The 22,481-nt window shown below is 40.7% G+C and carries 14 protein-coding genes; 4 read left to right on the plus strand and 10 right to left on the minus strand.

Going from position 1 to position 22,481, the window contains the following annotated elements; all coding sequences use genetic code 11:
• Positions 1-12: 12 nt before the first annotated feature.
• Both B3E00_RS20780 and B3E00_RS20785 read right to left on the minus strand, forming a co-directional pair.
• Positions 13-2,877 carry a TIM-barrel domain-containing protein gene (locus B3E00_RS20780; protein WP_293939912.1) on the minus strand — a complete coding sequence of 955 codons (2,865 nt, stop codon included), beginning with the start codon at positions 2,875-2,877 and terminating at the stop codon, positions 13-15.
• A 182-nt stretch (positions 2,878-3,059) separates the two neighbouring features.
• The gene (locus B3E00_RS20785; RefSeq protein WP_293939913.1) at positions 3,060-7,070 is read right to left on the minus strand and encodes a hybrid sensor histidine kinase/response regulator transcription factor; all 4,011 of its coding nucleotides are present in this window, start codon (positions 7,068-7,070) and stop codon (positions 3,060-3,062) included.
• A 209-nt stretch (positions 7,071-7,279) separates the two neighbouring features.
• On the opposite strand from B3E00_RS20785, the gene B3E00_RS20790 reads away from it, so the two are divergent.
• On the plus strand, positions 7,280-7,579 hold the full coding sequence (locus tag B3E00_RS20790; RefSeq protein WP_293883247.1) for a hypothetical protein: 300 nt from the start codon (positions 7,280-7,282) through the stop codon (positions 7,577-7,579).
• 10 nt (positions 7,580-7,589) lie between these two features.
• Here B3E00_RS20790 and B3E00_RS20795 read toward each other — a convergent pair whose 3' ends face one another.
• The 3 genes from B3E00_RS20795 to B3E00_RS20805 all read right to left on the minus strand — a co-directional run bounded on the left by B3E00_RS20795 (position 7,590) and on the right by B3E00_RS20805 (position 10,728).
• Positions 7,590-9,341, minus strand: a complete 1,752-nt coding sequence (locus B3E00_RS20795) for an amidohydrolase (RefSeq protein WP_293883244.1) — start codon at positions 9,339-9,341, stop codon at positions 7,590-7,592.
• A 173-nt stretch (positions 9,342-9,514) separates the two neighbouring features.
• Positions 9,515-10,216: an HAD family hydrolase gene (locus B3E00_RS20800; RefSeq protein WP_293883241.1), complete on the minus strand. Its 702-nt coding sequence runs from the start codon at positions 10,214-10,216 to the stop codon at positions 9,515-9,517.
• Positions 10,217-10,239: 23 nt separating this feature from the next.
• On the minus strand, positions 10,240-10,728 hold the full coding sequence (locus B3E00_RS20805; protein WP_293883239.1) for an NUDIX hydrolase: 489 nt from the start codon (positions 10,726-10,728) through the stop codon (positions 10,240-10,242).
• A 143-nt stretch (positions 10,729-10,871) separates the two neighbouring features.
• Between B3E00_RS20805 and B3E00_RS20810 the strand changes: the two genes are divergently transcribed.
• Entirely contained in the window at positions 10,872-12,449 is a 1,578-nt protein-coding gene (locus tag B3E00_RS20810; protein WP_293883237.1) for a Na+/H+ antiporter, read from the plus strand.
• A 75-nt stretch (positions 12,450-12,524) separates the two neighbouring features.
• On the opposite strand, the gene B3E00_RS20815 is transcribed toward B3E00_RS20810, so the two are convergent.
• The gene (locus B3E00_RS20815) at positions 12,525-12,791 is read right to left on the minus strand and encodes a hypothetical protein (RefSeq protein WP_293883234.1); all 267 of its coding nucleotides are present in this window, start codon (positions 12,789-12,791) and stop codon (positions 12,525-12,527) included.
• A gap of 115 nt (positions 12,792-12,906) precedes the next feature.
• Here B3E00_RS20815 and B3E00_RS20820 point away from each other — a divergent pair, with 115 nt between their 5' ends.
• Entirely contained in the window at positions 12,907-13,566 is a 660-nt protein-coding gene (locus B3E00_RS20820; protein ID WP_293883231.1) for a FadR/GntR family transcriptional regulator, read from the plus strand.
• Positions 13,567-13,639: 73 nt separating this feature from the next.
• Positions 13,640-14,863 carry an MFS transporter gene (locus tag B3E00_RS20825; protein ID WP_293883228.1) on the plus strand — a complete coding sequence of 408 codons (1,224 nt, stop codon included), beginning with the start codon at positions 13,640-13,642 and terminating at the stop codon, positions 14,861-14,863.
• Between the two features lie 40 nt (positions 14,864-14,903).
• Here B3E00_RS20825 and B3E00_RS20830 read toward each other — a convergent pair whose 3' ends face one another.
• The 4 genes from B3E00_RS20830 to B3E00_RS20845 form a co-directional block, all read right to left on the minus strand.
• Positions 14,904-16,787 (minus strand): RagB/SusD family nutrient uptake outer membrane protein, encoded by a 1,884-nt coding sequence (locus B3E00_RS20830; protein WP_293883225.1) that lies wholly within the window; start codon positions 16,785-16,787, stop codon positions 14,904-14,906.
• Between the two features lie 27 nt (positions 16,788-16,814).
• The gene (locus B3E00_RS20835) at positions 16,815-20,030 is read right to left on the minus strand and encodes a SusC/RagA family TonB-linked outer membrane protein (protein ID WP_293883222.1); all 3,216 of its coding nucleotides are present in this window, start codon (positions 20,028-20,030) and stop codon (positions 16,815-16,817) included.
• A gap of 540 nt (positions 20,031-20,570) precedes the next feature.
• Positions 20,571-21,458 (minus strand): polysaccharide deacetylase family protein, encoded by an 888-nt coding sequence (locus B3E00_RS20840; RefSeq protein ID WP_293883219.1) that lies wholly within the window; start codon positions 21,456-21,458, stop codon positions 20,571-20,573.
• Positions 21,459-21,721: 263 nt separating this feature from the next.
• A complete protein-coding gene (locus tag B3E00_RS20845; RefSeq protein ID WP_293883217.1) occupies positions 21,722-22,474 on the minus strand; it encodes a succinate dehydrogenase/fumarate reductase iron-sulfur subunit in 753 nt (250 codons plus the stop codon).
• Positions 22,475-22,481: the final 7 nt, after the last annotated feature.

The raw sequence follows: 22,481 nt of genomic DNA on the forward strand, positions 1-22,481 counted from the left end.
ATTGGTTTTTTATTATTTTAATTTGATCTGCAAGGCTTTTCCTGTATAGGTTATAGCCGTTGATTTTTTTGACGAAACATCCAGTCCGACGACGTTGCTTTCGCTGACAAAAATGATATTAAACTTTCTTTTGGTCAGCATACCCTCGAAATCCCCCTGACGGCTGGCCAAAGAAAGTGTGTGTGTCGAGTTATCATAGCTGAAATCAATACGGCTGTATTTTCCTTTTTCATAATTATAGTTGCTCCCTTCATCTTCATAGAGTGAAAACTGACCGTTTGCTCCGGCATAAATATAAAGATCCAGCACATCTGCCTTTTTCTCCGTCGTATACTGAATGACAGGTCCAATGGGTACTATTGCTCCGGCTCTGACATAAACAGGGATACGTTCGTATGGTGCTGCCACAACCAGATCCTGCCCGCCTGCTACCATCTTGCCACTGTATAAATCATACCAGCTGGCTCCTTTCGGGAAGTGTATCTTGCGTGAGGTCGCTCCTTTTTCAGTGACTGGACTGATGAGCAAGGATGGTCCCCAAAGGTATTGGTCGTTGCTCTGGAATCCATCTTTGTCCTGCGGGAAATCCATGGCAAGTCCACGTATCATCGAATAGTCTTCGAAAAAGGTCTTTGCCGCCAGACTGTAATTGTAGGCCAGTAATTTATACCGTAGATTGATCGCATAGGTCATGCTTTTATAGGCCGGATGATCTTCCGGTGCGATATTGTATGGCTCGCGATACGGATATTGTCCATGCGCCCTGAACAAGGGCAAGAATGCGCCATATTGATACCAGCGGCTATTGAGCTCCCGCCACTCCTCCAAATCTGCCGCATTGGGTTTGTGAAACCTATTTTCCACCAAAAAGCCACCGGCATCCATTGTCCAATAAGGTGTACCGGACATCGAGAAATTGATCCCCCCGGCAATCTGATCTTTCATGTCATGCCATCTGGAAGCGATATCTCCGCTCCAGGCAGCCGCGGCATAGCGCTGCTGACCCGCAAAAAAGGAGCGCGTCAGAATAAATACCCGTTTGTTGGGATCCGTTTCACGCTGACCCTCATAGATGCCCTTGGCATTTTGCAAAGGGAACGCATTATAATAGCGAACAGATGATCCTATACTCGGCTGAAAAACCGACTTGCGTTCATCCAGATCGATATTGGAGTGAACATCAGGTTCGCTGGCATCCATCCACCAGGCATCGATCCCGATTTTGAAAAGGTTGTTGTCCAGCAACTTCCAGAACCCATCGCGTGCTGCTTTGTTGAAAGGATCATAAAAGGTCGAAGTATAACCTTTTCCGATCCAGTCTTTTCTGCCATCATAGATATTCCGGGGATAAATCCATTTGTTCGCTTTAAATTCTTGGTATACGGAAGACTCTTCATTGATTTTGGGCCAGGCCGAGATCATGATGTTAAAGTGTTGATCATGCAGCTTCTTCACCATAGCCTGCGGATCTGGAAAACGCTTTACATCAAATTTCTGACTGCCCCAGTCATTTTCAGCCCAATAAGACCAGTCCTGCACAATATTGTCGATCGGAATCTTGCGTTTGCGAAATTCAGCAGCGACCTCTTCAATTTCCGCTTGCGTCTTGTAGCGCTCTCTGCTCTGCCAAAATCCAAAGCTCCAAAGCGGCATAATCGGTGCCTTGCCGGATAAGTAGCGGTAACCTGCAATGACCTCATCCATGGACGCCCCCTGAACGAAGTAATAATCAATGGCATCGCCGGCTTCTGAATTAAAGGAAAAAAGGTTTTTACGTGCTCCGGGAATAGGGCTTTGCCAGTTTAAGGTAAAATAGGATTCGCTCCCATCCGGTATCCATTCCATTCGGATCTGGTGCGTCTTATCTTTCTGCAGGTCCTTTTCTATTTCAAAGGTACCAGCATTCCAGGATTGCCGCCAGCGGTCGGCGACCTCTTCACCATCAATCCAGACTTTCATATAACCCGAATATTTAAAATGCAGCACATGCCTGCCCGTGTAGGGCGACGAGAAATTTCCCTCATAGATAACCTTACTGTCGGCCAGATTTACTCCCTTTGGAAACTTGTGCTGATCCGTTAGATAGCCATAATCGATAATCGATTCCGGCCGGGATAAATAGACCTCGTTGACTTTGTTTCGATTTACATAGGTTGCAGTGAGCCAGCCCGGCTCACCTTCCTTGGACTGCAACTTAAAAGCATTTAAGGGCAATAATGGTCTCACATCGCCCGCTTTTGTAATGGAATAATTGTGCCATAAGATACCGTAGTTGTTGGTGGACAGTAAAAAGGGTATTCCGATTTCTGTATTGTACTGCAGCAGCGAAACCTGTTTTCCGCGATTATAGTTCATCACGGCATTCTGATGCTGGCCGAATCCATAGATCCCTTCCTCAGGATCGACAATAAAGTCTTGGTTAAGTTGATAAAAGACATCTCCCTGATAACTATTGGCTAAGAAAGAACTTGAATTCCGCTTTGCTTCTTTAAGGATGGATTGCCCCTTAAGGTCAAAAAATTCCACTTTACCATTCATCAAGGAAACTACTGCCTGCATATTGGCAGTTTGTACATGTACCGTCGAGTCGGTCGAACTTACCGCGAGTGATTTTACTTGCCGGCGCAGTGAATCGACGATCACTAAGCTTGTTTGTCCTGGTAAGGCTGCACCAGCCGGAACAGCCGTGACACGCACGATCTTATCGGTCACGACATCCAAATAGACATCCTGATCAATGGAGGTTTCCGAATTTTTGAAGCTAACTTTAATACCAGTAGGTGTTTTTTCATAATGAGCTTTATTCGTCTGGCTGAATCCCTGCTGCACGATCGCGAAGAGCATCAGACCACTTAAAGCGTACGTTAAGTTGCGCATTTAAATAAGATTTATTGGTTATTATATTCCCTTGGTTATTACACGTCCTTTCCTATTGAAAGAACTGATCAAATATAGAATGTAACCGGTTGTATAAGGGGTATATTTTGTTAACTTTTAGGGGCTCCTTTGTTAACATGTAAGGGATCATTTGAAGGTACAATAAACTTCAAACCTATGAATTACAGGCTTTTTCGGTAAAAAGACGGTAGGTTTCCAAATGCAGATTTAAAATATTTGCTGAACTGTTTCGGATTTCCGAATCCCGCTTCATAAGCAATTTCAGCTATCGATAATTTCGAGTTCTGAACTAAATGCATGGCACGTTTGAGCCGGATATGCCGGATGTATTCCATCGGCGAATAACCGGTGATGGCAAGCACCTTTTTATAAAGGCCTACGCGGGTGATGTTCATTCTTTTGGCAAGCAGTTCGACAGAAAGCGAAGAGTCACTGAGATCCTGTTCAATTTCCTTTACCAGCGCACGGATAAACTGTTCATCAGCAGATGCGATATCCGGCTGTGCCAGATTGACATTAATCTGTTTTTTATACCGTTTTACCATCGTCTGCTGCTGATGGAGTATCTGCGCTAATTTGGAACGCAGCAGGTTAATATTAAAAGGCTTGTTGATGTAATCTGTAGCACCGGACTGCAAGGCTTCCAGTTCAATTTTCTGATTGACTATCGCCGTTACAATCAGCACAGGGATATGGACCAGCTTAGCCTGGGCTTTTATATAGCGGCAAAAATCCAACCCACTCTCCCCGGGCAGGCTGAGATCGGTGATGACAAGATCAACTTGTTGCTTGCTTAAAATCAATTTCGACTCATTGATACCTTTTGCAGAGTGGATTACGTAGGTTGACCTTAGGGTCCGCTCCAGGTAATGAAGAAAGTCAATATCATCTTCGACCAATAAAATAGCGGGTTTATCCTGCCTTTTGCTTTCGACAGAGTCAGTGCTCGCTGCGACCTTATTTAAAGGTAGTTGAACATAAAATATCGTCCATTGCCCATTGCTGCTCAGCCTGATATTTCCACCCAAGAATTCTACATAGTCTTTGACAATGGAGAGCCCGATGCCCGTACCCTGATTCAGTTTTCCATTTGGCACATCCAGCTGTATGTAACGTTCAAAAACACGGGATTGTAGATTTTCTGGAATCGCTGTACCCTGGTTTTGAACTTCAATAAGCAGTACCTTTCCTGCTTCTTCTTCAGTTACTTCGGCATTGAAGGCCACAATGCCGGATATCGGACTAAATTTGATCGCATTCGACATCAGATTGAAAATAATGCTTTCCAGTTTGTTTTTGTCGAACCACGCCGGGTATGTGTCTTGGGCAATATTGACCTGTAGGGAGATTTGATTGCTTTGGGCCATTCCGGCAAAGGCATTGAGCTGTTCATGGATAAATCCCATGAGATCCCCATATTCCTCGCTCAGTTCCAGTTCACTTTTCTCTAATTTCCTAAAGTCCAGCAGCTGGTCAACCAGTTTGAGGAGGCGGTCCGCATTCTTCTTGATCAAATTTAGGTCAGCTTTTTTTTCTGGATGCTGTTCTTCCTCCAGCAACTGTTGTGCTGGAGTTAGGATCAAGCTGATCGGAGTCCTGAATTCATGGCTTATATTGGTAAAGAAACGTGTTTTTAAAGCATCCAGCTCCTTTGCCTGGGCTGCCTGCTCCTGGGCAAGGTAAAGTTGATTACGCGTCTTGACACGCAGTTTTGTCAAATAAAAATAAGCCCATAGGACGACTAGTATCATACAGGCATAAAAAAGAAAGGCCCAGGTAGAACGCCAAAAAGGCGGCTGTACATCGATTTTCAAGAGCAGTACACCCTCCGACCAGCTATTCGTATCGATGGCATGCCGAATAAATAAGCTGTAGCTGCGGGTGTCTAGATTGGTGAAATTGGCGCGCATGGTCCCCGGTTCAAAATCAAACCATTCATCACTTAGACCGGCGAGCTGATATTGGTAGAGTCCATTATGCTGTTGCAGGTAATCAAAAGTCGAGAATTCCAGCGAAATGGCATTTAGATTGTACGGAAGACTCAGTTCCTTGAGATTATTCAGGGCTTGATCGTAAATGACCCGACCCGAAAATTCCTCTCCTACTGCTACCCGCTTATTAAATAAATAAAGGTTGGACAAAAGGGGCAAGACCAGTTCATTTTCGCTGCTAATTTTTGTAGGGTCGATAAAATTGAATCCCTTTGGTCCACCAAAGACAAGTCTTCCGTCCCTAATTTTTAAAGCCGCATTTTCATTGAATACATTCCCCTGTAGGCCCGATTCCTGTGTAAAATTGCGAATGATGAATTTCTCGGCCTGCCCCTTGCCGACGATCGCCGACAGTCCTTTGTTTGTTGAAGCCCAAATATCCTCTTGGTTATCGACCAATAGTGCCAGGATCGCATCGTCGCTGAGCCCATCCTGCTGTGTGAGACAGCTTATTTTCGTCCCGTCGATTACATGCAACCCCTCTTGTGTCGCTATCCAGATGCGACCGGTTTTGTCCTCCTTGATATCATAAATCAGATCATTCATGAGTTTCATAGGCGAACTGGAGGTATTAATATAGCTGATCCTACCGTCGGGACCCAATAATTCCAACCCCGTAGCTGTGCCAATCCAGAGCCTTTTTTTCGAATCCTCAAATAAGACGGAGATATAATTGCTGTTGATGGCTTGGCCCTGCCGAGAATACGTTTTCGAAAACTGTTCTGTTTTTCTATCAAACAGGTACAAGCCGGAACTTAGGGTTCCTATCCAAAACCGATGTTGACTATCTTCATAGATCTCCCAAACACTATCGTCGTTCAATTTTCCAGGTGCCGGGTCACGATGGAAAACTTTAAAACTTTTGCCGTCGAATCGACACATACCACCTCGATAAGTTCCGATCCACAGCCTGTCTTCTGTATCCAGCAATAAGGAAACAATTACGTTGGAACTCAAACTATTGGGATCCCGAGGATCATGCAAATATTGCTTAAATGTTTTCTGACTGATATCATAATAGAGCAATCCCCCACCGTTTGTCCCGATCCAGAGATTGCCCCTGCGATCCTGTACAAACTTATTGACATCGTCAAAGGGAAGTGATCTGGGAAGCCCCAGATAGTTCTTGATTAAGGAGAATAACAACAGGTTGGGATGATAATAACTGATGCCACCTTTATAGGTTCCTGTCCATATAATGCCTGACTTATCCCGATATAAGCACGTTATACTATTGTAAGGCAGACTCCGTAAGTCATATTTATCATTGCCGATGATTTCGACACTTTTCGTTTTCTTATCGTAGACATTGATGCCACCATGGTCTGTGCCCAGCCAGAGAAGTCCTTTGTCGTCTTCCACGATATTGCCTACAAAGGGGTTGGACAGTTCTTTTTGAATATGCCGAATTACCCCGTCTTTCGGGTCAAGCCAGTATACCCCAATGGGGATATCCTTTGAGAATATCCATATGACGCCCTCTTGATCGGCAAATAGATTATAATTTACCGTTTTATTAATGAGCGGCAATAAACTGGTTTTGATACTTTGCAGCGACTTTGTATCGATATAGCCAAGGAGGCCATTTTCGTAGATTACGCAGATCGTTTGCCCTTGCCCCGCTATCACATCCGCAATTCGGCTGCTTTTGGTCAGCTGCGGCACAGTACGGTACGTTTTGGTTAGGGCGTCGTACAGGACCAGCGAACGATCGCTATACAATAGTGCAAAGGTCTGCTCTTCAAGCGGCCTTATCGTGTGTACGTCTTTGACGGGCAGCTTCAAGCTGGTGAGTATAGAATCCAGGTGCTGGCGGATAATGCCTGAGCGCTGATCATACACATTCATCCCGTTGTTGGTACGGATCCAGACATTGCCTTCCGGTCCTTCGAAGATTGCTGAAATCACATTTCCACTCAGGCCTGTGTGCTTACTGGCAGAATATCGGAAATTTGTGAATTGTACCCCATCAAATCGGCTCAAGCCCGACTCGGTACCAAACCACAGGTAATTATTCTTATCTCTAATGGCACAGTTGACGTGATTATGAACCAAGCCTTGGTCAGAAGTTAAGGTTTTAAACGCATAAGTATTGACCTGGCTCCAAGCCGAAAAATGACCTATGAAAAGGAGAAGAAAAAGGTTGAGATACGCGTATAAAAAAGACTTAAGTTGCTGCATTGGTTATGATCTTCCCAATGATACAAAAATTGAGCAAATCCAGCAAATCTGCTGTACGATTTCAGGTGTATACCTCCTACATTGACTCATTTGTATGGTTTAAGAGGAGATCATGTCAATCTAGATGTGTCATCTCTGGTAACATCAATTTAAAGTTTTTTGAACAATTTGAACTGAGGAACTGTTCAACTAATAAAAAAATCAGAGCAATGAATACACGAATTGGATTAATGATCACAGCAGCAGCGGGTGTTGCTGCATTTATTTACAGCCGTTGGAAAAGACGATTTGTAAATATCAATACGGAGAAAGACCATCAACACGAAAAGAGCAATCTATTCTATCCACCTAAATGGCACAATCAAATCAAAAACCTTCCAGACATAGATGCTGCAGATATTGTTTCGTTGCAGTATGCTAATTCATCCATATCTTCCAACAGTAATGAGGTTGCACAAAGCCTCGCTAAACATGTGCCCTACCACCAAAGAGGGAAAAGGCATCACTAGGAGGATTACATTAATGAGAATTAAAAGGGTTCTCTAAATCTCGCTTAAAAACTGACTTGCCTTCTTTGATCGTTTCTACAACGATGATATCTCTTAATTTTAGAGGATCTATTGTTAACGGATTCTGATTCAAAATAACAAGGTCGGCTAACTTCCCTACCTTCAGAGACCCTTTACTTTTTTCCTCTTGGTATTGATACGCCGCATTTATCGTAATTGCTTTTAACGCATCCCATACGCTAATACGTTCTCCTGGCCCTAATACCATTCCGCTCCGCGTTATACGGTTGACAGCGGCGTACACCCCAGTCATTAAATCAGGTGGTGTTACAGGACTATCATGATGGATAGTAAAAAGTATTCCAGCAGTTTTTGCTGATTGCGCGGGACTTATAAAAGAGGCACGTTTTGGGCCAAAAACACTTTGATAATGCCAGTCTCCCCACAAATATACATGGGATGAAAAATAAGACGGTATAACGCCAATTTTTTTTATCTTAGCGATATGATCAGGTCTGCTGTTTTGCACGTGAATTAACGTCGCTCTGAGTTCGGGCTTGTAAACCCCTTCATTTTTCAGTTTTTCGATCACCCGAATCGCCTGATCAATAGCCGCATCACCATTGACGTGGAGTTGCGCCGTAATATCGTGTGAAAATATTGTTTTCAGATCATTGTATAGAGCTTCGTCCGAAAATATTGGAAAGCCTTTATAATCTGTCGACTGGCCTTGTGGAGGAACGAGATAGGGTGCTGTTAACCACGCTGTTTTTCCCTGCGGAGAACCATCGTTTGAAAATTTAAAACCGCCAAATTTCAAACGCTTTTCGTATATCATATAATTAGATTTAAAGGAATTCCAATCTGACTTGTTGGCTTCGAAATCTGGAAAATAGATCACGTCTGCCTTAAGAAGATTTTTTGAAGCGGCTTCTTTTAAGAGTTCAATATTCCCTCCCATCGAACGCCCGTCGCAGATCGTTGTCTGACCATAACTAAGCCACTCGTCTTGCGCTTTAACAAAATCTTTAAGCGATTGAGATAGTTCGTCTTTAGCCTCTTTGGGCTTAGGCAACAAAGCTGTCAGCTTTATTAATGCCGCAAAGGAGGCATTTTCTTCCAACTTACCATTTAAGCGATTATCGGAACTTCGCCCGTAGTGTCCTCCCTCTGGATCCTTGACGTTTTCTGTAATATTTAACAAGGTCAGCATAGCGCTATTAACAACACTCGCATGACCAGAAGAATGGATGACAATAATAGGATGTGTAGTGCTAACCGCATCTAGTTCCTGACGGGTAGGATGGCGATGTTCACGCATAATAGCATCGTCATAGCCGTTTCCCAATATCGGCGCAACAGATCCGGGTTTCATCCGATCTATTACCATTTTTAATGTCTTTTGAAGATCCGGTATGGAATTTACGGTTCCATAAGGGCTTGGAGAAAGATCTATTGCTTGTTCCATCCCGGCTCTTGAAGTGATATGCCCATGAGCATCAATAAAACCAGGAAGTAGGGTTTTACCCTTTAAATCAATCCGCTTTGTATTGTCTTTTATGTAGTTATCCGCTTCCTTTTGGCTTCCAACAAAAATGATTTTACTTTCCTTTAATACTAGAGCTTCTACTTCCGGAAAATCCGCTTCCATCGTAACAATATTTCCGCCGAAATATACAACGTCTCCTTTTTGCTGATTACTCTTACAGCCTAAAAAAATTAAGAAAAAAAGGAAAATGATTACGTTTCTAACTGTTTCCATGTGACCGGTTAATAATATTTTCTAATAACAATGAAGTATCTTCATTGTTTTAATGTTATTAAAACGACCAATCTACAAACGGAAATTTAACTATTAAATGGCGATATTAGTTGGGTCCTTCAAGTTAAAAAAGTGATTTTACAACAAACGCTTAACGAGATCTATATCTTTAACTAAAGCAAGATTGGTAGCAATTGATCTAAACTGTCTATCTGTAGAAAACTACTCGGCTTTATGTCATCGCTTGATTGTTCATGGGACCACGTTACGTGATACGGAATATGTATTGCCTGTCCGCCAATTTCCAAAACGGGTAGAATATCGGAATTTATTGAATTTCCTATCATCATGAAATTCTTGGACGGACATTCAATTTTGCTTAACAATTTCGTATAATCCGCACTTTTTTTGTTACTCATAATCTCAACATGATGAAAATATTTTTGAAGAGGCGAATTCTTCAACTTTCTTTCCTGATCCAACAGATCGCCCTTTGTCGCTACAATCAATTTGTAATGTGCACTAAGTTGTACCAACGTATCCTCTATGCCATCCAATAATTCAATCGGCATTTTTAATAAACATTGTCCAATTTCTATAATTTTGTTCACTGTGCTCAAAGGCAGTTGGCCAGCAGAAATACGGCTGGCAGTTTCTATCATACAAAGAATAAAACCTTTTACGCCATATCCGTAAAGCGACAGGTTGTTCATTTCCGTCTTAAATAGTTCCTGCGAAATTGCATGCTGCGGAAGATAGTTCTCTAACAGTGCGCAGAAATCATGTTCTGCTTTTTGAAAATAGGGTTCATTTACCCATAATGTATCATCAGCATCAAAGGCAATGATTTTAATCGCGTCTTTATCGATAGTCATTTTTCTTATTCAATTAAAGCGTCCTAAATAAGCTTAGTATTGCTATACTGCTCCCATAGTCCCGTCAAGTTTACGGCTGAGTCATAGGTAGCATTAAGAGCGAAATGCTTTTTCTTTGCCACATAATCATAGATATAGAGATCGGTTATTGGCGTCGGAATAGCGGATAAATCCGCTGCTGAAATCCATTCTAAATCTCCTTCATTACAATAAGGTACATCGACAAATTCGATGTCTGATACATATACGTAACTGATCCAATTGTAATTAACTGGAGAAGTTTCTGTCAAAATACCACAAAACTGTTTTGAAGTTATATGGATACCTGTTTCTTCGATTACCTCTCGCTCAACAGCCACATCAGGATTTTCAAAGGGGTCTATTTTTCCACCAACAGGAACGTACATATCCTTGTTGGGTTCTTTTAAGCGTCTTAATAATAGGAATTTATCTTTATTTCTCAAGATACATAGTGTTGCGACTCGTTTCAAACCGATCACTTCGTTCTCCATCTTTTTTCTGTTTCTAACAAAAATAGGAAAAGATGCGACAGTCTTCAAGAAATATTTCTTCCAATTTTCAATAAGCAGATTAGCCCTCTTTTTTGAAAGAATTTTGGAAATTTGATTTATATTTATATACCTAAAGTTTATATATGTTAGAAAATTTTGAATTCTATCTATTTGTGCTCCTATTGATCACGATGCTGATCTTACTGGCGAGAAAAATTCAGGTTGCCTACCCCGTTTTACTTGTATTAGCCGGACTTGTAATTAGTTTTATACCAGGAGTTCCTACTATAAAAATAGAGCCCGAATTAATATTTATTATTTTTTTACCTCCACTTTTGTACGAGGCTGCTTGGTCAACGTCATGGAAAGAACTGTGGCGATGGCGTAGGATTATATTTAGCTTTGCCTTCGTTGTGGTCTTTTTTACAGCCTTATCGGTTGCCGTATTTGCTAACTATTTTATCCCAGGATTCTCCTTAGCACTTGGATTTTTATTGGGAGGCATAGTTTCACCGCCTGACGCGGTTAGTGCTGGTGCAATTTTAAAATTCGTAAAAGTACCCAAAAGATTGGCTTCCATTCTGGAAGGTGAAAGTTTATTGAACGATGCTTCCTCATTAATAATCTTCAGATTCGCAATGATCGCCGCAGCTACAGGACAATTTGTATGGTACCAAGCTGCCGGAAGCTTTGTTTGGATGTGCGTTGGCGGTGTAGCAATAGGGCTTGCAATCGCATATGTTTTCCTTAAAATGCACAAACTTTTGCCCACCGATTCAAATACAGACTTATTGCTAACTTTCATAGCGCCTTTCTCTATGTATTTGATCGCAGAACAACTTCACGCTTCCGGCGTTTTGGCAGTGGTAAGTGGCGGATTATTTTTATCCTATCGCAGCCACGACTTTTTGAGTAGCGCATCCCGAATCCGCACCGTAACAGTATGGGAAAGCTTCTGCTTTTTATTGAATGGTATTGTCTTTATGCTTATCGGATTAGATTTACCTGAAATTGTTTCGGGATTGGGAGACACCAATATTTCTACCGCGATCGGCTACGGTGTAGCCGTAACAATAGTCCTTATTCTCGTCAGAATTTTCGCTGGATATGCTGCGGTAATCACCACTTTAGTAATGAAACATTTCATAACAGTCGCCGATGCCCAATCACCAGGTTGGCAAACTCCAATGATTATTGGTTGGACCGGAATGCGTGGTGTAGTTTCTCTGGCGGCAGCTCTGTCCATTCCCTTAACACTGGCGGATGGTACCCCTTTTCCACAAAGAAACCTTATTCTTTTTATCACATTTGTCGTCATTCTTTTAACCTTAGTCGTTCAAGGATTAACACTTCCTTTTATATTAAGAACAATCAAATTAGTAGATAGAGATTTTGTCCGAAGCGAGAAGGAAATCGATTATGAAATTCAGAATAGGCTAGCTCAAGTTGCTGTCGATAAAATTCGAAATGACTACGCCGACAAAATTGAAAATTTTCCGACCTTAAAGGATCAGTTAGATAAGTATGAAAATCAATTGCGGAGCTCTGAAATTATCATTAATTATGCAGAATATCGCAAAATATATATTGACATTCTTGAAACGCAACGCATGTGGCTTATCAATAAAAATCGTGAGGAGCTTTTACTAGACGAAGAAATTATTAAGAAGCACCTTCGTTTATTGGATCTTCAGGAAGAAAGATTAAATATGAAGAGCTAGGTCTTGTACAATCAGATCACCTAATTTTTCATGATCGGCAATAAAAATATTGACCGATCATGAATAAAAAACTGATTAATCTTCATCCAGGTAAATACCATGAACGACAAATTTAATATCCTTGTTGAAAACAATCATATCTTCAACATCTTCAGAATCTATAGGGTAAAGGGTGTCAAGCCCTCCCTCATCCAACAGTTCCGAATCTGGTATAAGTTCAAAAAAGGTGACTCCATTAACAACAGATAGTTCCTCCACTTTGATATAAGAAACATTTTGGCTTCTCCAAAGTGCCAAAATATCAGTAGAAAATAACTGATAATTACTCGCTTGATTTGACATGCATGCAAATTAAGAAAAAAGTGGCGCAATTCACCTGTCCCAAAAATTTTTCCACGTCTGAACTAATTGTAAAACAAATTCTACTAACTTTGCAATCATCAGATGATGTGATTATATGAAGAATGATGCTATTATAAGGAAATCGCTAGCAGAGGAAGTTGCTACTGCAATTGAAGAAAAAATCAAAATGGGCGCTTTTCCGGTAGAGTCAAAACTTCCCACGGAACCTGAATTAATGAAGCAATTTGCTGTAGGTAGATCAACAATTCGCGAAGCTGTTAAATACTTATGCCAGTCTGGCTATCTAAATGTACAACAGGGGTTGGGAACATTTGTGAAGAGTTCAATAGGACATCACGCCTTGGATGCCAAAATTGAAAAAGGAAATTTTGATGATATCTTTGAAGTTAGGCAAGTATTGGAGATTAGAATTATTGAAAAATCTGCCCTGAATAGGACAACTAAGGGGCTGAAAGATATGGCTTCGGCGCTAAAGAATAGACTAAAATATGCAGAGTTAAATAATCTGATAGCCTGTGTTGAAGCTGATATAGCTTTTCATAGTGCAATTGCAGAATCTTGCGGAAATAGCATTTTAACAGCACTGTATACCACATTATCGGTGCATGTCAATAAGTTCTTTATGTCCATATATAAAGACACCACTCCCTTCCTATCATCTCAAAAACAACATGAAGAGTTAATGCTGGCGATTAAAGATAGGGATGTCAAACGGGCGGTCGACATCGCTAATCGAATTATAAAACAACTATAATTACTTAATAATAATTTTCAAAATCAAATTTAACAATCCGCTATCAATTTAGCAACAAACATCTGATGACCTGATGAAAAGTCCTCTAAAAATTAAAACCTTAAACCAACGTGCTTCTTGGAATAGTTCCGGCACTGTGTACCCAATCTTATTTGCCATCAGTGCATCACATCTGCTCAACGATTTAATTCAATCTGTCATTCCCGCGGTATATCCGATGCTAAAATCGAATTATGCGCTTACTTTTACACAAATTGGTATTATAACATTGGTATTTCAACTGACGGCTTCTATCTTGCAGCCATTTGTTGGCTTGTATACCGATAAAAATCCCACACCGAGATCCTTAGCCGTTGGCATGTTATTCTCATTAATGGGGTTAATTTGTATTTCTTTTGCTTCAAACTTCCTGTATATACTATTGTCTGTAAGTCTCATTGGCATGGGATCTTCTATATTCCATCCTGAAGCTTCACGTGTAGCACATTTAGCTTCAGGTGGAAAAAAAGGTCTTGCACAATCCATTTTTCAAGTTGGTGGAAACGCAGGTGGTGCCATTGGGCCCCTCCTTGTAGCACTCATTGTAATTCCTTTTGGTCAAAATTACATTGGCTTATTCGGCGTATTGGCAATCGTTGCAGTCGTGATATTGACCTACGTTGGGAAGTGGTATCAAATTCATCTCAAACCTAAAACAGAGGTTATACCGGCAAATCAGCCAACATCGAAACTACCAAAATCAAAGATAATTTTTGCCTTGGGGATTCTATTGGTTTTGATTTTTTCCAAATATTTTTACATGGCCTCGATGACCAGCTACTTCACTTTCTATCTGATCAATAAGTTTCATGTTTCAGTTCAGGAATCTCAAATTTACCTCTTTGTATTTCTCGCCTCGGTTGCTGCGGGAACAATATTAGGCGGACCATTAGGAGATCGTTACGGTCGAAAGCTCATTATCTGGGTTTCGATTCTCGGTGCCGCACCGTTTACGCTACTTTTACCACATGCAGGTCTTGAAGCGACAATTATCCTTTCAATATCAATTGGCCTTATAATCTCCTCTGCTTTTTCAGCAATCCTAGTTTATGCAACAGAGCTCATCCCGGGGAAAGTGGGCATGATCGCTGGCTTATTTTTCGGTTTTGCATTTGGAATGGGGGGAATTGGTTCTGCTCTATTGGGGTGGTTAGCAGACCGTACCTCCATTGAGCACGTATTTAACATTTGCGCCTACCTCCCATTGATTGGTATTGTGACCGGATTATTACCCAATATGAATCATCCTAAGAAATAACGTTAAAAAGGCCTCCATTTATAATGAAGGCCTTTCTGAATTAATATCCGGGATTTTGAATTAATTTCGTATTTCTATTAATCTCGTCCCGATGCAAAGATGTAAAATACATCTTGTCATCCCAGTTTCGGTTTTCAATTCCTGGATCAATATCCGATACAACATATTTATAGGTGTAACTGCTTGGATCGTATTTGTATTGTGTCACACTTTTGCCTGCCTTAAGAGTTCCAGTAATATTGATAATATTTGCCTTGCGGCCGATTGTTTCTGCAGCTATCATCCAACGTCTCGCGTCAAAGAAGCGATGCTCCTCATAAGCTAACTCTACACGACGTTCGTTTCGATAGCGTGCTTTTAACGCCGCTCCACTCTCACTACTAGGTATTGCAGGCATTCCAGCTCTAAACCGAACTTTATTCATCCATATTTTAGCCTCGCCTTCCTCACCTAACTCCAGACATGCCTCGACGTAGTTTAATACCGCTTCCGTATAACGAAACATCGGCCATGGAATACGTTGTCTTGTATTTTGGTCTTCCATTGTAGGATCTGGATCGGTAAATTTACGGATATAATAGCCCGTTCGGGAGCCATTCCAATCTTCAATAGGGCTCTTTCTTGTGTCGAGACCAAAATGTGTGGTTTTTTGACCTTGTGCATTAACAACCTCATATTGCCCTGTCTGAATCTGGTTTACCTTATCCCGGGCGGCAACATCAGCTGTTCGAGGTTTCCAGTCTGCACCATCATACAATAGAGTTGCCTTCAAACGCGGATCACGATTTTGATAAGGATTGGCTGCCATAGTTGGATTTGACCAATCGAACTTTTCACCGGCAATCGTCTCGTAATCATCTACCAACAATTGTATTGGCGTATTTCCAGCCCAATTGTGGTAGCCATTCGGTCCATTGTCGCGACCTACCCAACCACCGCGTTCATCTTTTTCGTCGATAAAAAATCGCCCCAAAATAATGTCTTTAGCCGCCGTAAAGTCAACTGCTTTACTCCCCCCTCCTAAGGAAAGAGCCATGTAATTAATCGCTCCATCGGAAGCCGAAACAGGCTGATTTAAATCAAGTTTATAGGCAAATTCGCTATGATCAATGACAGCCTTGGCAGCGGCCTTTGCTTTTGTCCAACGATCTGTTTGATTACCTGTGGTATACATGAGGTATTCTGGGTTTTTATATCCTGCTAATAATGTAGATTTTGATTTTGCTTTATTTGCATCGTGAAGGTCACTAGCGGCATACAACAAAACTCTTGATTTTAATGCCAGTACAGCAGCTTCGCTCGCCCGTCCTTTTACTTGAGATGCCCCTTTCAAAAGCTGAGCCGCGTTGTCAAGATCTTTAACTATGGCATCGACACATTCCTCATAGGTATTTCTAGGAACCATGTAGTCTTTATCGTTCAGCGTATAGATCTTATTATCGATCGGTATTCCGCCATAGTAACGTAACAACTGCTGATAATAATAAGCACGTAAGAAATAGGCCTCCCCTAAAAGTTTATCTGCCTTTGTTTTATCAAATTTGGCTTCTGTTAAATTAGAAATCGCAATATTAGTCGCCCGGATGCGTGTATACATGCGCCCATATTCATAAGTTTCCATAATATAGCCCTGATCGGCAGGATTCGAGCGCGATTCAGTAACTGTATTTATTCCCCGGTTTGGATGGGTGAATAGTGCTTCATCTGTCATCGAAGCCATTTGCTGTTCATAAAATCCACCTACTCCAAATCCATTATAAATTTCAATCACAAAAGCTTCTGATAAGCCCGCGTCTGACCACACCACCTCCTGTGGCACTTCACTAAGTGGCTTTGTACTTACAAAATCATCATTACAAGCGTGTAATGTTGCAGATAATACGAGTAGCATGAGTGATATATTGGTAATCTTTTTCATTTTCATCTTCTTCTTCTTTTAAATTCGGGTTGATTAAAACGATAACAACGCGCCCAGATTGATTAATCTTGCTTGCGGATAATATTGTCCTAATGCATTCACAGCTTCCGGATCATACATTTTGATTTTACTCCAAGTAATGAGGTTCATTCCATTCGCAAATAAACGCAATGAGCCTATACCAATTTTATTGCAAATACTAGAGGATAGATTATATCCTAATTCTACATTCTTAAGTCGGAGGTAATCTGTACTTCGCATCCAATACGTGTTATTATAGGAATAATATTGATTACCGCGGTCTGTTAGACGTGGATATACACTGCTCGGGTTACTGATACTCCAGCGGTTTTCGTAGAATTCCTCCACAAAATTTCCAATAGATCCAGACTCATCTGTACCGACACGGATCTCTCCGCCTGTAGCACCCTGAAATAATACCGATAAGTCAAAATCTTTATAGGTAAGGCTAAAATTGAAACCGCCTTGAAATGTCGGATCACTATTTTTATCGCGTCTAACTTTATCATCGGGTGTGATTTTTCCGTCACCGTTGTAATCTTTATACTTCATGTCACCAGGACGCAGAGTTTTTGTTATGGCGCTATAATCTAACTGATTGTTTGCAATATCATTTAAATCCCTGAATACGCCATCATAGATATAATAGATATCAGTTTTTATTGGCTTTCCTGTACTCTGCTGCCATGCTGGCGCTCCTGGTGCCTCATCCCAGAAGATGATTTTATTCTTCGCATACCCACCGTTAACACCTACAGTATAACCAAGTTCCCCGACTTTACCATGATAACCGAGATTAAACTCCCATCCCTTATTATCGACCTTACCGATATTCTCGGCTGGGAGCGTCATTCCTGTACTTTGCGGTATGGACGCATTTTTGCGCCATAAAATTGAATTACGCCGGTTTTTGAAGATGTCAAATTCCAAGTTCAACTTGCCCTGAAGAAACTGAAAATCAAATCCGAGATTGTAATTATTGGCTACTTCCCAAGTAATCATTTCATTTGGTACACGACTTTCGTAAAGAGACTTGGCTAACTTGTCATTTACGATATACGTTCCAAAAGAATACGTGGAAAAATATTGATATTCTTGTAATTTATCATCATAATAGATGTTATCATTTCCCATCTGGCCGTACGAAGCACGGATTTTGAAATAATTAATTACAGGTACATTTTCCTTCCAGAAATTTTCTTCTGACACGACCCATCCAGCCATTGCCCCAGGGAAGAACCCGAATCGCTCCTTTTCAGGAAACATGTAAGAACCGTCGTAACGCCACAAGAGTTCGGCGATATATTTACTTTTATAGTTATAACCAAACCGACCAAAATAATTTAGACGAGCGCGCTTCCATGCCGCACCGTCGTTATTTTTTTCCTGTTCCCCGCCGGCGAAAAGATAATCAATCGCATTGGAAAGAAAGTAGCGGCGATAAGCACTGAACTTATCGTTATCAATTGTTTCTCTATTGATACCCGCAATGGCATTCACTTGATGGTTTCCAAATTTCCGGTCAAAGCTCAAAATACCACCAAGCAAGATGTTTAATTGATCTTCATTGCTTTGATTCAGATTCGGATCCGCAGGACCACGCCGCCCAGGGACCAGTTGTGGTGTTTCCCCATCAGCTTCATATGCACCTTGCCACGAATATAATGTCCAAGGTATCACCCACGTTTTTTGGTTTTTCACATATTTGTCTACAGATGCATTCAGTGTTAGCTTCAGACCATCAACCCATGGATTAGTAATTTCAACCTGTCCATTCGTTTGGAAATAATAGCGTTTGTCCCTATCATATCCTGTGGCATTAGTAGTGATAACGACGGGGTTTTCACCGTTTTCTATATCTGGCCCTGGCATACCGTTTGGCCAAATTGCAGGTTGAGTGGGATTTCCGCGCATGAGCATTCTGAAGATTGTACCAGCAGTTTTTGTTGGAAAATTGCGATTTTCCTGTCTCCCTAATACGCCGAATTGCGTTTTTATATATTGACTTATATTAGCATCGAGATTAATTCGCAAATCATATTGTTTATATCCTGTGGCGGAGTTCTTGTAGTATGCATCCTGATTTTGATAGCCCAGGGACATCAAATATTTGACATCCTCAGTACCGCCATTGATCTGAAGATTGTGGCGTTGTTGCGGCGACCAATCTTTTAGGGTAGACTTATACCAATCTGTATTTGGATGGCCCCAAGGATCAGACCCGTCGCGGTATTTTTGGATATCCTCGGGTTTAAAAGGTGCATCTAATATTCCACCATCTTTTTTAATATAACTCCCTTTATCCGTTATTGCGCTATATGCTGCAGACCATTCGTCGACCGATAGATTATAGATCTCAAGTTCATTTCTAATTTCAGCAAATTGAGCAGCAGTGGTCAATTTGGGGATTACTGTAGGTTGGGAATATCCCTGATTAAAAGTGTAGGAAAATTGTGGCTTGCCTGTTTTTCCTCTTTTCGTAGTGACAAGAATAACGCCGTTAGCTGCACGGGCCCCATAAATTGCTGCGGAAGCATCTTTAAGTACCGATATATTTTCAATATCACGGGGATTAAGCCGCTCGATTCCGCCTTCACGCGCCGGAACACCGTCAATTACCACCAAAGGACTGCTATTCCCTAACGTATTTGTCCCGCGGATCTTGATGTTAGATCCATCATAACCGGGTTCAGCACTCCCATTGGTCGCTGTGACACCAGGTACCCGGCCTGTTAACGCATTTGAGATGTTTAATGCTGGTGATTTGGCAAGATCACTCCCTTTAACCGTCGCAACTGACCCAGTCACAGTCTCCTTTTTTTGCTTTCCGTAACCTACCACGATAACCTCTTCCAAACTAGATTGTGAATTGAGTAGAATGACGTCAACAATACGTCTTCCCTTTACAGCTTCATCCATAGATAGCTTACCAACCATTCGAAAATTGAGGGTACCACTACTTGGCACTTTATCCAATTTGTATTTACCTTCGTTGTCGGTTTTAGTCGCTAAGTTACTTCCACTTACCGAAATGGTCACTCCTGGAATAGGCATTCCAGCTTCATCGGTCACTTTACCGGTAACACTTAACTCTTGTTGAAAGAAAATTCCATAGCTTGCAAACGTTGCAGCGTCGACGAATTGGGGACTCAATGTGACTAAAGAACACAACGAACCTGTCCAAAACGCTCTCTTCCATTGATTTGAGAAATAATGGCAGTTGATCATAAAAACTGTTTAATGTTTAAATTCTATTTATAATAGTTATTTTTTTTGCTGTGATAAGATTTATCGGTTTAGCATCTTAAGACAGCGGTTTATAATTGAATATTCACTTTGAATTTACAAAAATTATGATAAAATACAAGTGTTATTTTTACACTATTTAACATATTTTACACAAACGTTTGTAAATAAGCTATTTGAAATTTCATAAGTAAGCCACCTTTTCGCACAGATCGTAAAATGACTTTAAAAGTTTTTTTAAGGTTGTTTTGACCGCCCTATAACATAGAACTTTACAATCGATTGCATGAATAAAAACATCTTTACAATATCGAAATTATATTAGTGCAGATAAAATGAAAAGACAGCTTTTCATGCCTTCTAATTACATCTATAATTAATTTAATAAAAATAGCCAAAATTGCAGGATACCGCAGTAATTAAATAGCACTTATTAAGAGATAAGAAAAAAAACTCCAGGAGAGCAAATAGAAAGGTAGGTAATTAAAACACGCTGTAATCCTTTGATGCCAGCGTGCTTAATTAATACTTAATGGGATAATCTTGCATAAATTCAAATTGGTAGCCTTCGCTTTTGAGTGCATCAATTAACAAAGACAATTCCTGCTGTCCCTTTTTCGTTTGGAACATATCATCATGCATCAAGAAAACGACATTGTTCGGTACCATTGAACTCTTGTTGTTCATATAATTCCTAATGTGACTTAAGGTCGATTCTTGACTCTGAATGGGTGCTCCAGTGACACTATTGAGTCTCCACTCCACATCCCAACCATAAATCGTATATCCATTTTTATGAAGCAAATCCGCCGTACTGGCCCCGTTCTTGAGGTCGATCTTTCGAACATTTTCATAGATCCAGATATTCCTTCCTGGAAGTCGAACGATTTTATGCTTCAAGTTGAGATCTGTTTCATTTTTTTCAAAATCAGCAAAAGCCTTTTGAGGGTTATTATAAAATCTAGAATATTGATTATTCGCGTGTGTATAACTATGATTGTAACACGCTACAAGAGGATTTGATTCATATCGCGCAAGATCACGTTTCCTACCTTTACTCATATTGGCGTGCTTACCAATAAGGAATACGCTAACTTTGATATTTTTCTCCTTCGCAATGGAGTCAATAAAAGCACTACCAATCAATGGACCGTCATCAAAAGTTAAATAAATATGTTTAGGGTGTCTATCAAAAGCTTTACGCAAGGAATCTTTAAGTTCACGCTTTTGCTGTCTTACGGAAATAGGATGCAGACTGTCAACCGTAAAAAGAATCTGATTTTTTTGAAGAGAATCCCATCTGTCCAACAAATGCGGTATCTTTTCCTCAACCTTTAACTGCTCTGTAATTGTATCTTTCAGATCCCCCTTTCCTAAAACCTTATTTGAAAAATCTTTACATGACGTCATACTTAACATCACGCTACATGTGAAAATTAAGGCAAACAACCTGCTACACTTCATATCAATCGCTATAACTTTAATGACTTTCTTTTTCCAAAATTAGTATAAAAAACCCTTCTTTCGTCCATAAAATATTTTAAATTCTTTATCTCTATGTCGATAATACAATGCAATAAACTATGCATCTTTTTTTTATGAAGTCAATTCTATACTTAAAGTCCGATTGAAGAAACAATCGTGCCAGTTTTATAGAATACCATTCATGAAGATCATTGCCGCTTCTTAAAAATCAAAGCTTTGTTATATTCAAAATTCATACGTGCAATATTCAATACGGATATACCTTGAGGACACTCTACCTCACAGGCTTCCGTATTTGAGCATTGACCGAAAGACTCCATATCCATTTGACTTACCATATTTAAAACCCGCAGGCTACGCTCTTCTTTACCCTGTGGAAGCAAAGCCATATGCGTAATCTTCGCAGCAGTAAAAAGAGCAGCACTACCATTTTTACAGGTCGCTACACAAGCACCACAACCTATACAGGCAGCAGAGTCAAATGCAGATTCCGCTAATTCGTGAGCAATAGGAATAACGGTTGCATCTGGAGCTTGCCCAGTATTAATGGATACAAATCCGCCCGAAGAAATAATTCGGTCAAATGCTGATCGATCCACTTTTAGATCTTTTTTTACCTGAAATGCAGCCGAACGGAAGGGTTCTATAGTTATCGTATCGTTATCGTTAAATGAACGTAAATGTAGCTGGCAGGTGGTGGTATGTTTAAGTGGTCCATGAGCAATTCCATTGATCATCAATCCACACTGACCACAGATGCCCTCGCGACAATCATGATCGAACTCTATAGGGTCATCGCCTTGCGTAATGAGCTGCTCATTTAAGGTATCCATCATCTCCAAAAATGACATATGGGGATTAAGGTCATTTAAAGTGTAGGTCACTAACTTTCCTGTGGCATTGCGATCCTTCTGGCGCCATATTTTAAGATATAAATCCATAATTGTT

The organism is Sphingobacterium sp. UBA5996 (genome assembly GCF_002429765.1).
GTDB lineage: Bacteria > Bacteroidota > Bacteroidia > Sphingobacteriales > Sphingobacteriaceae > Sphingobacterium.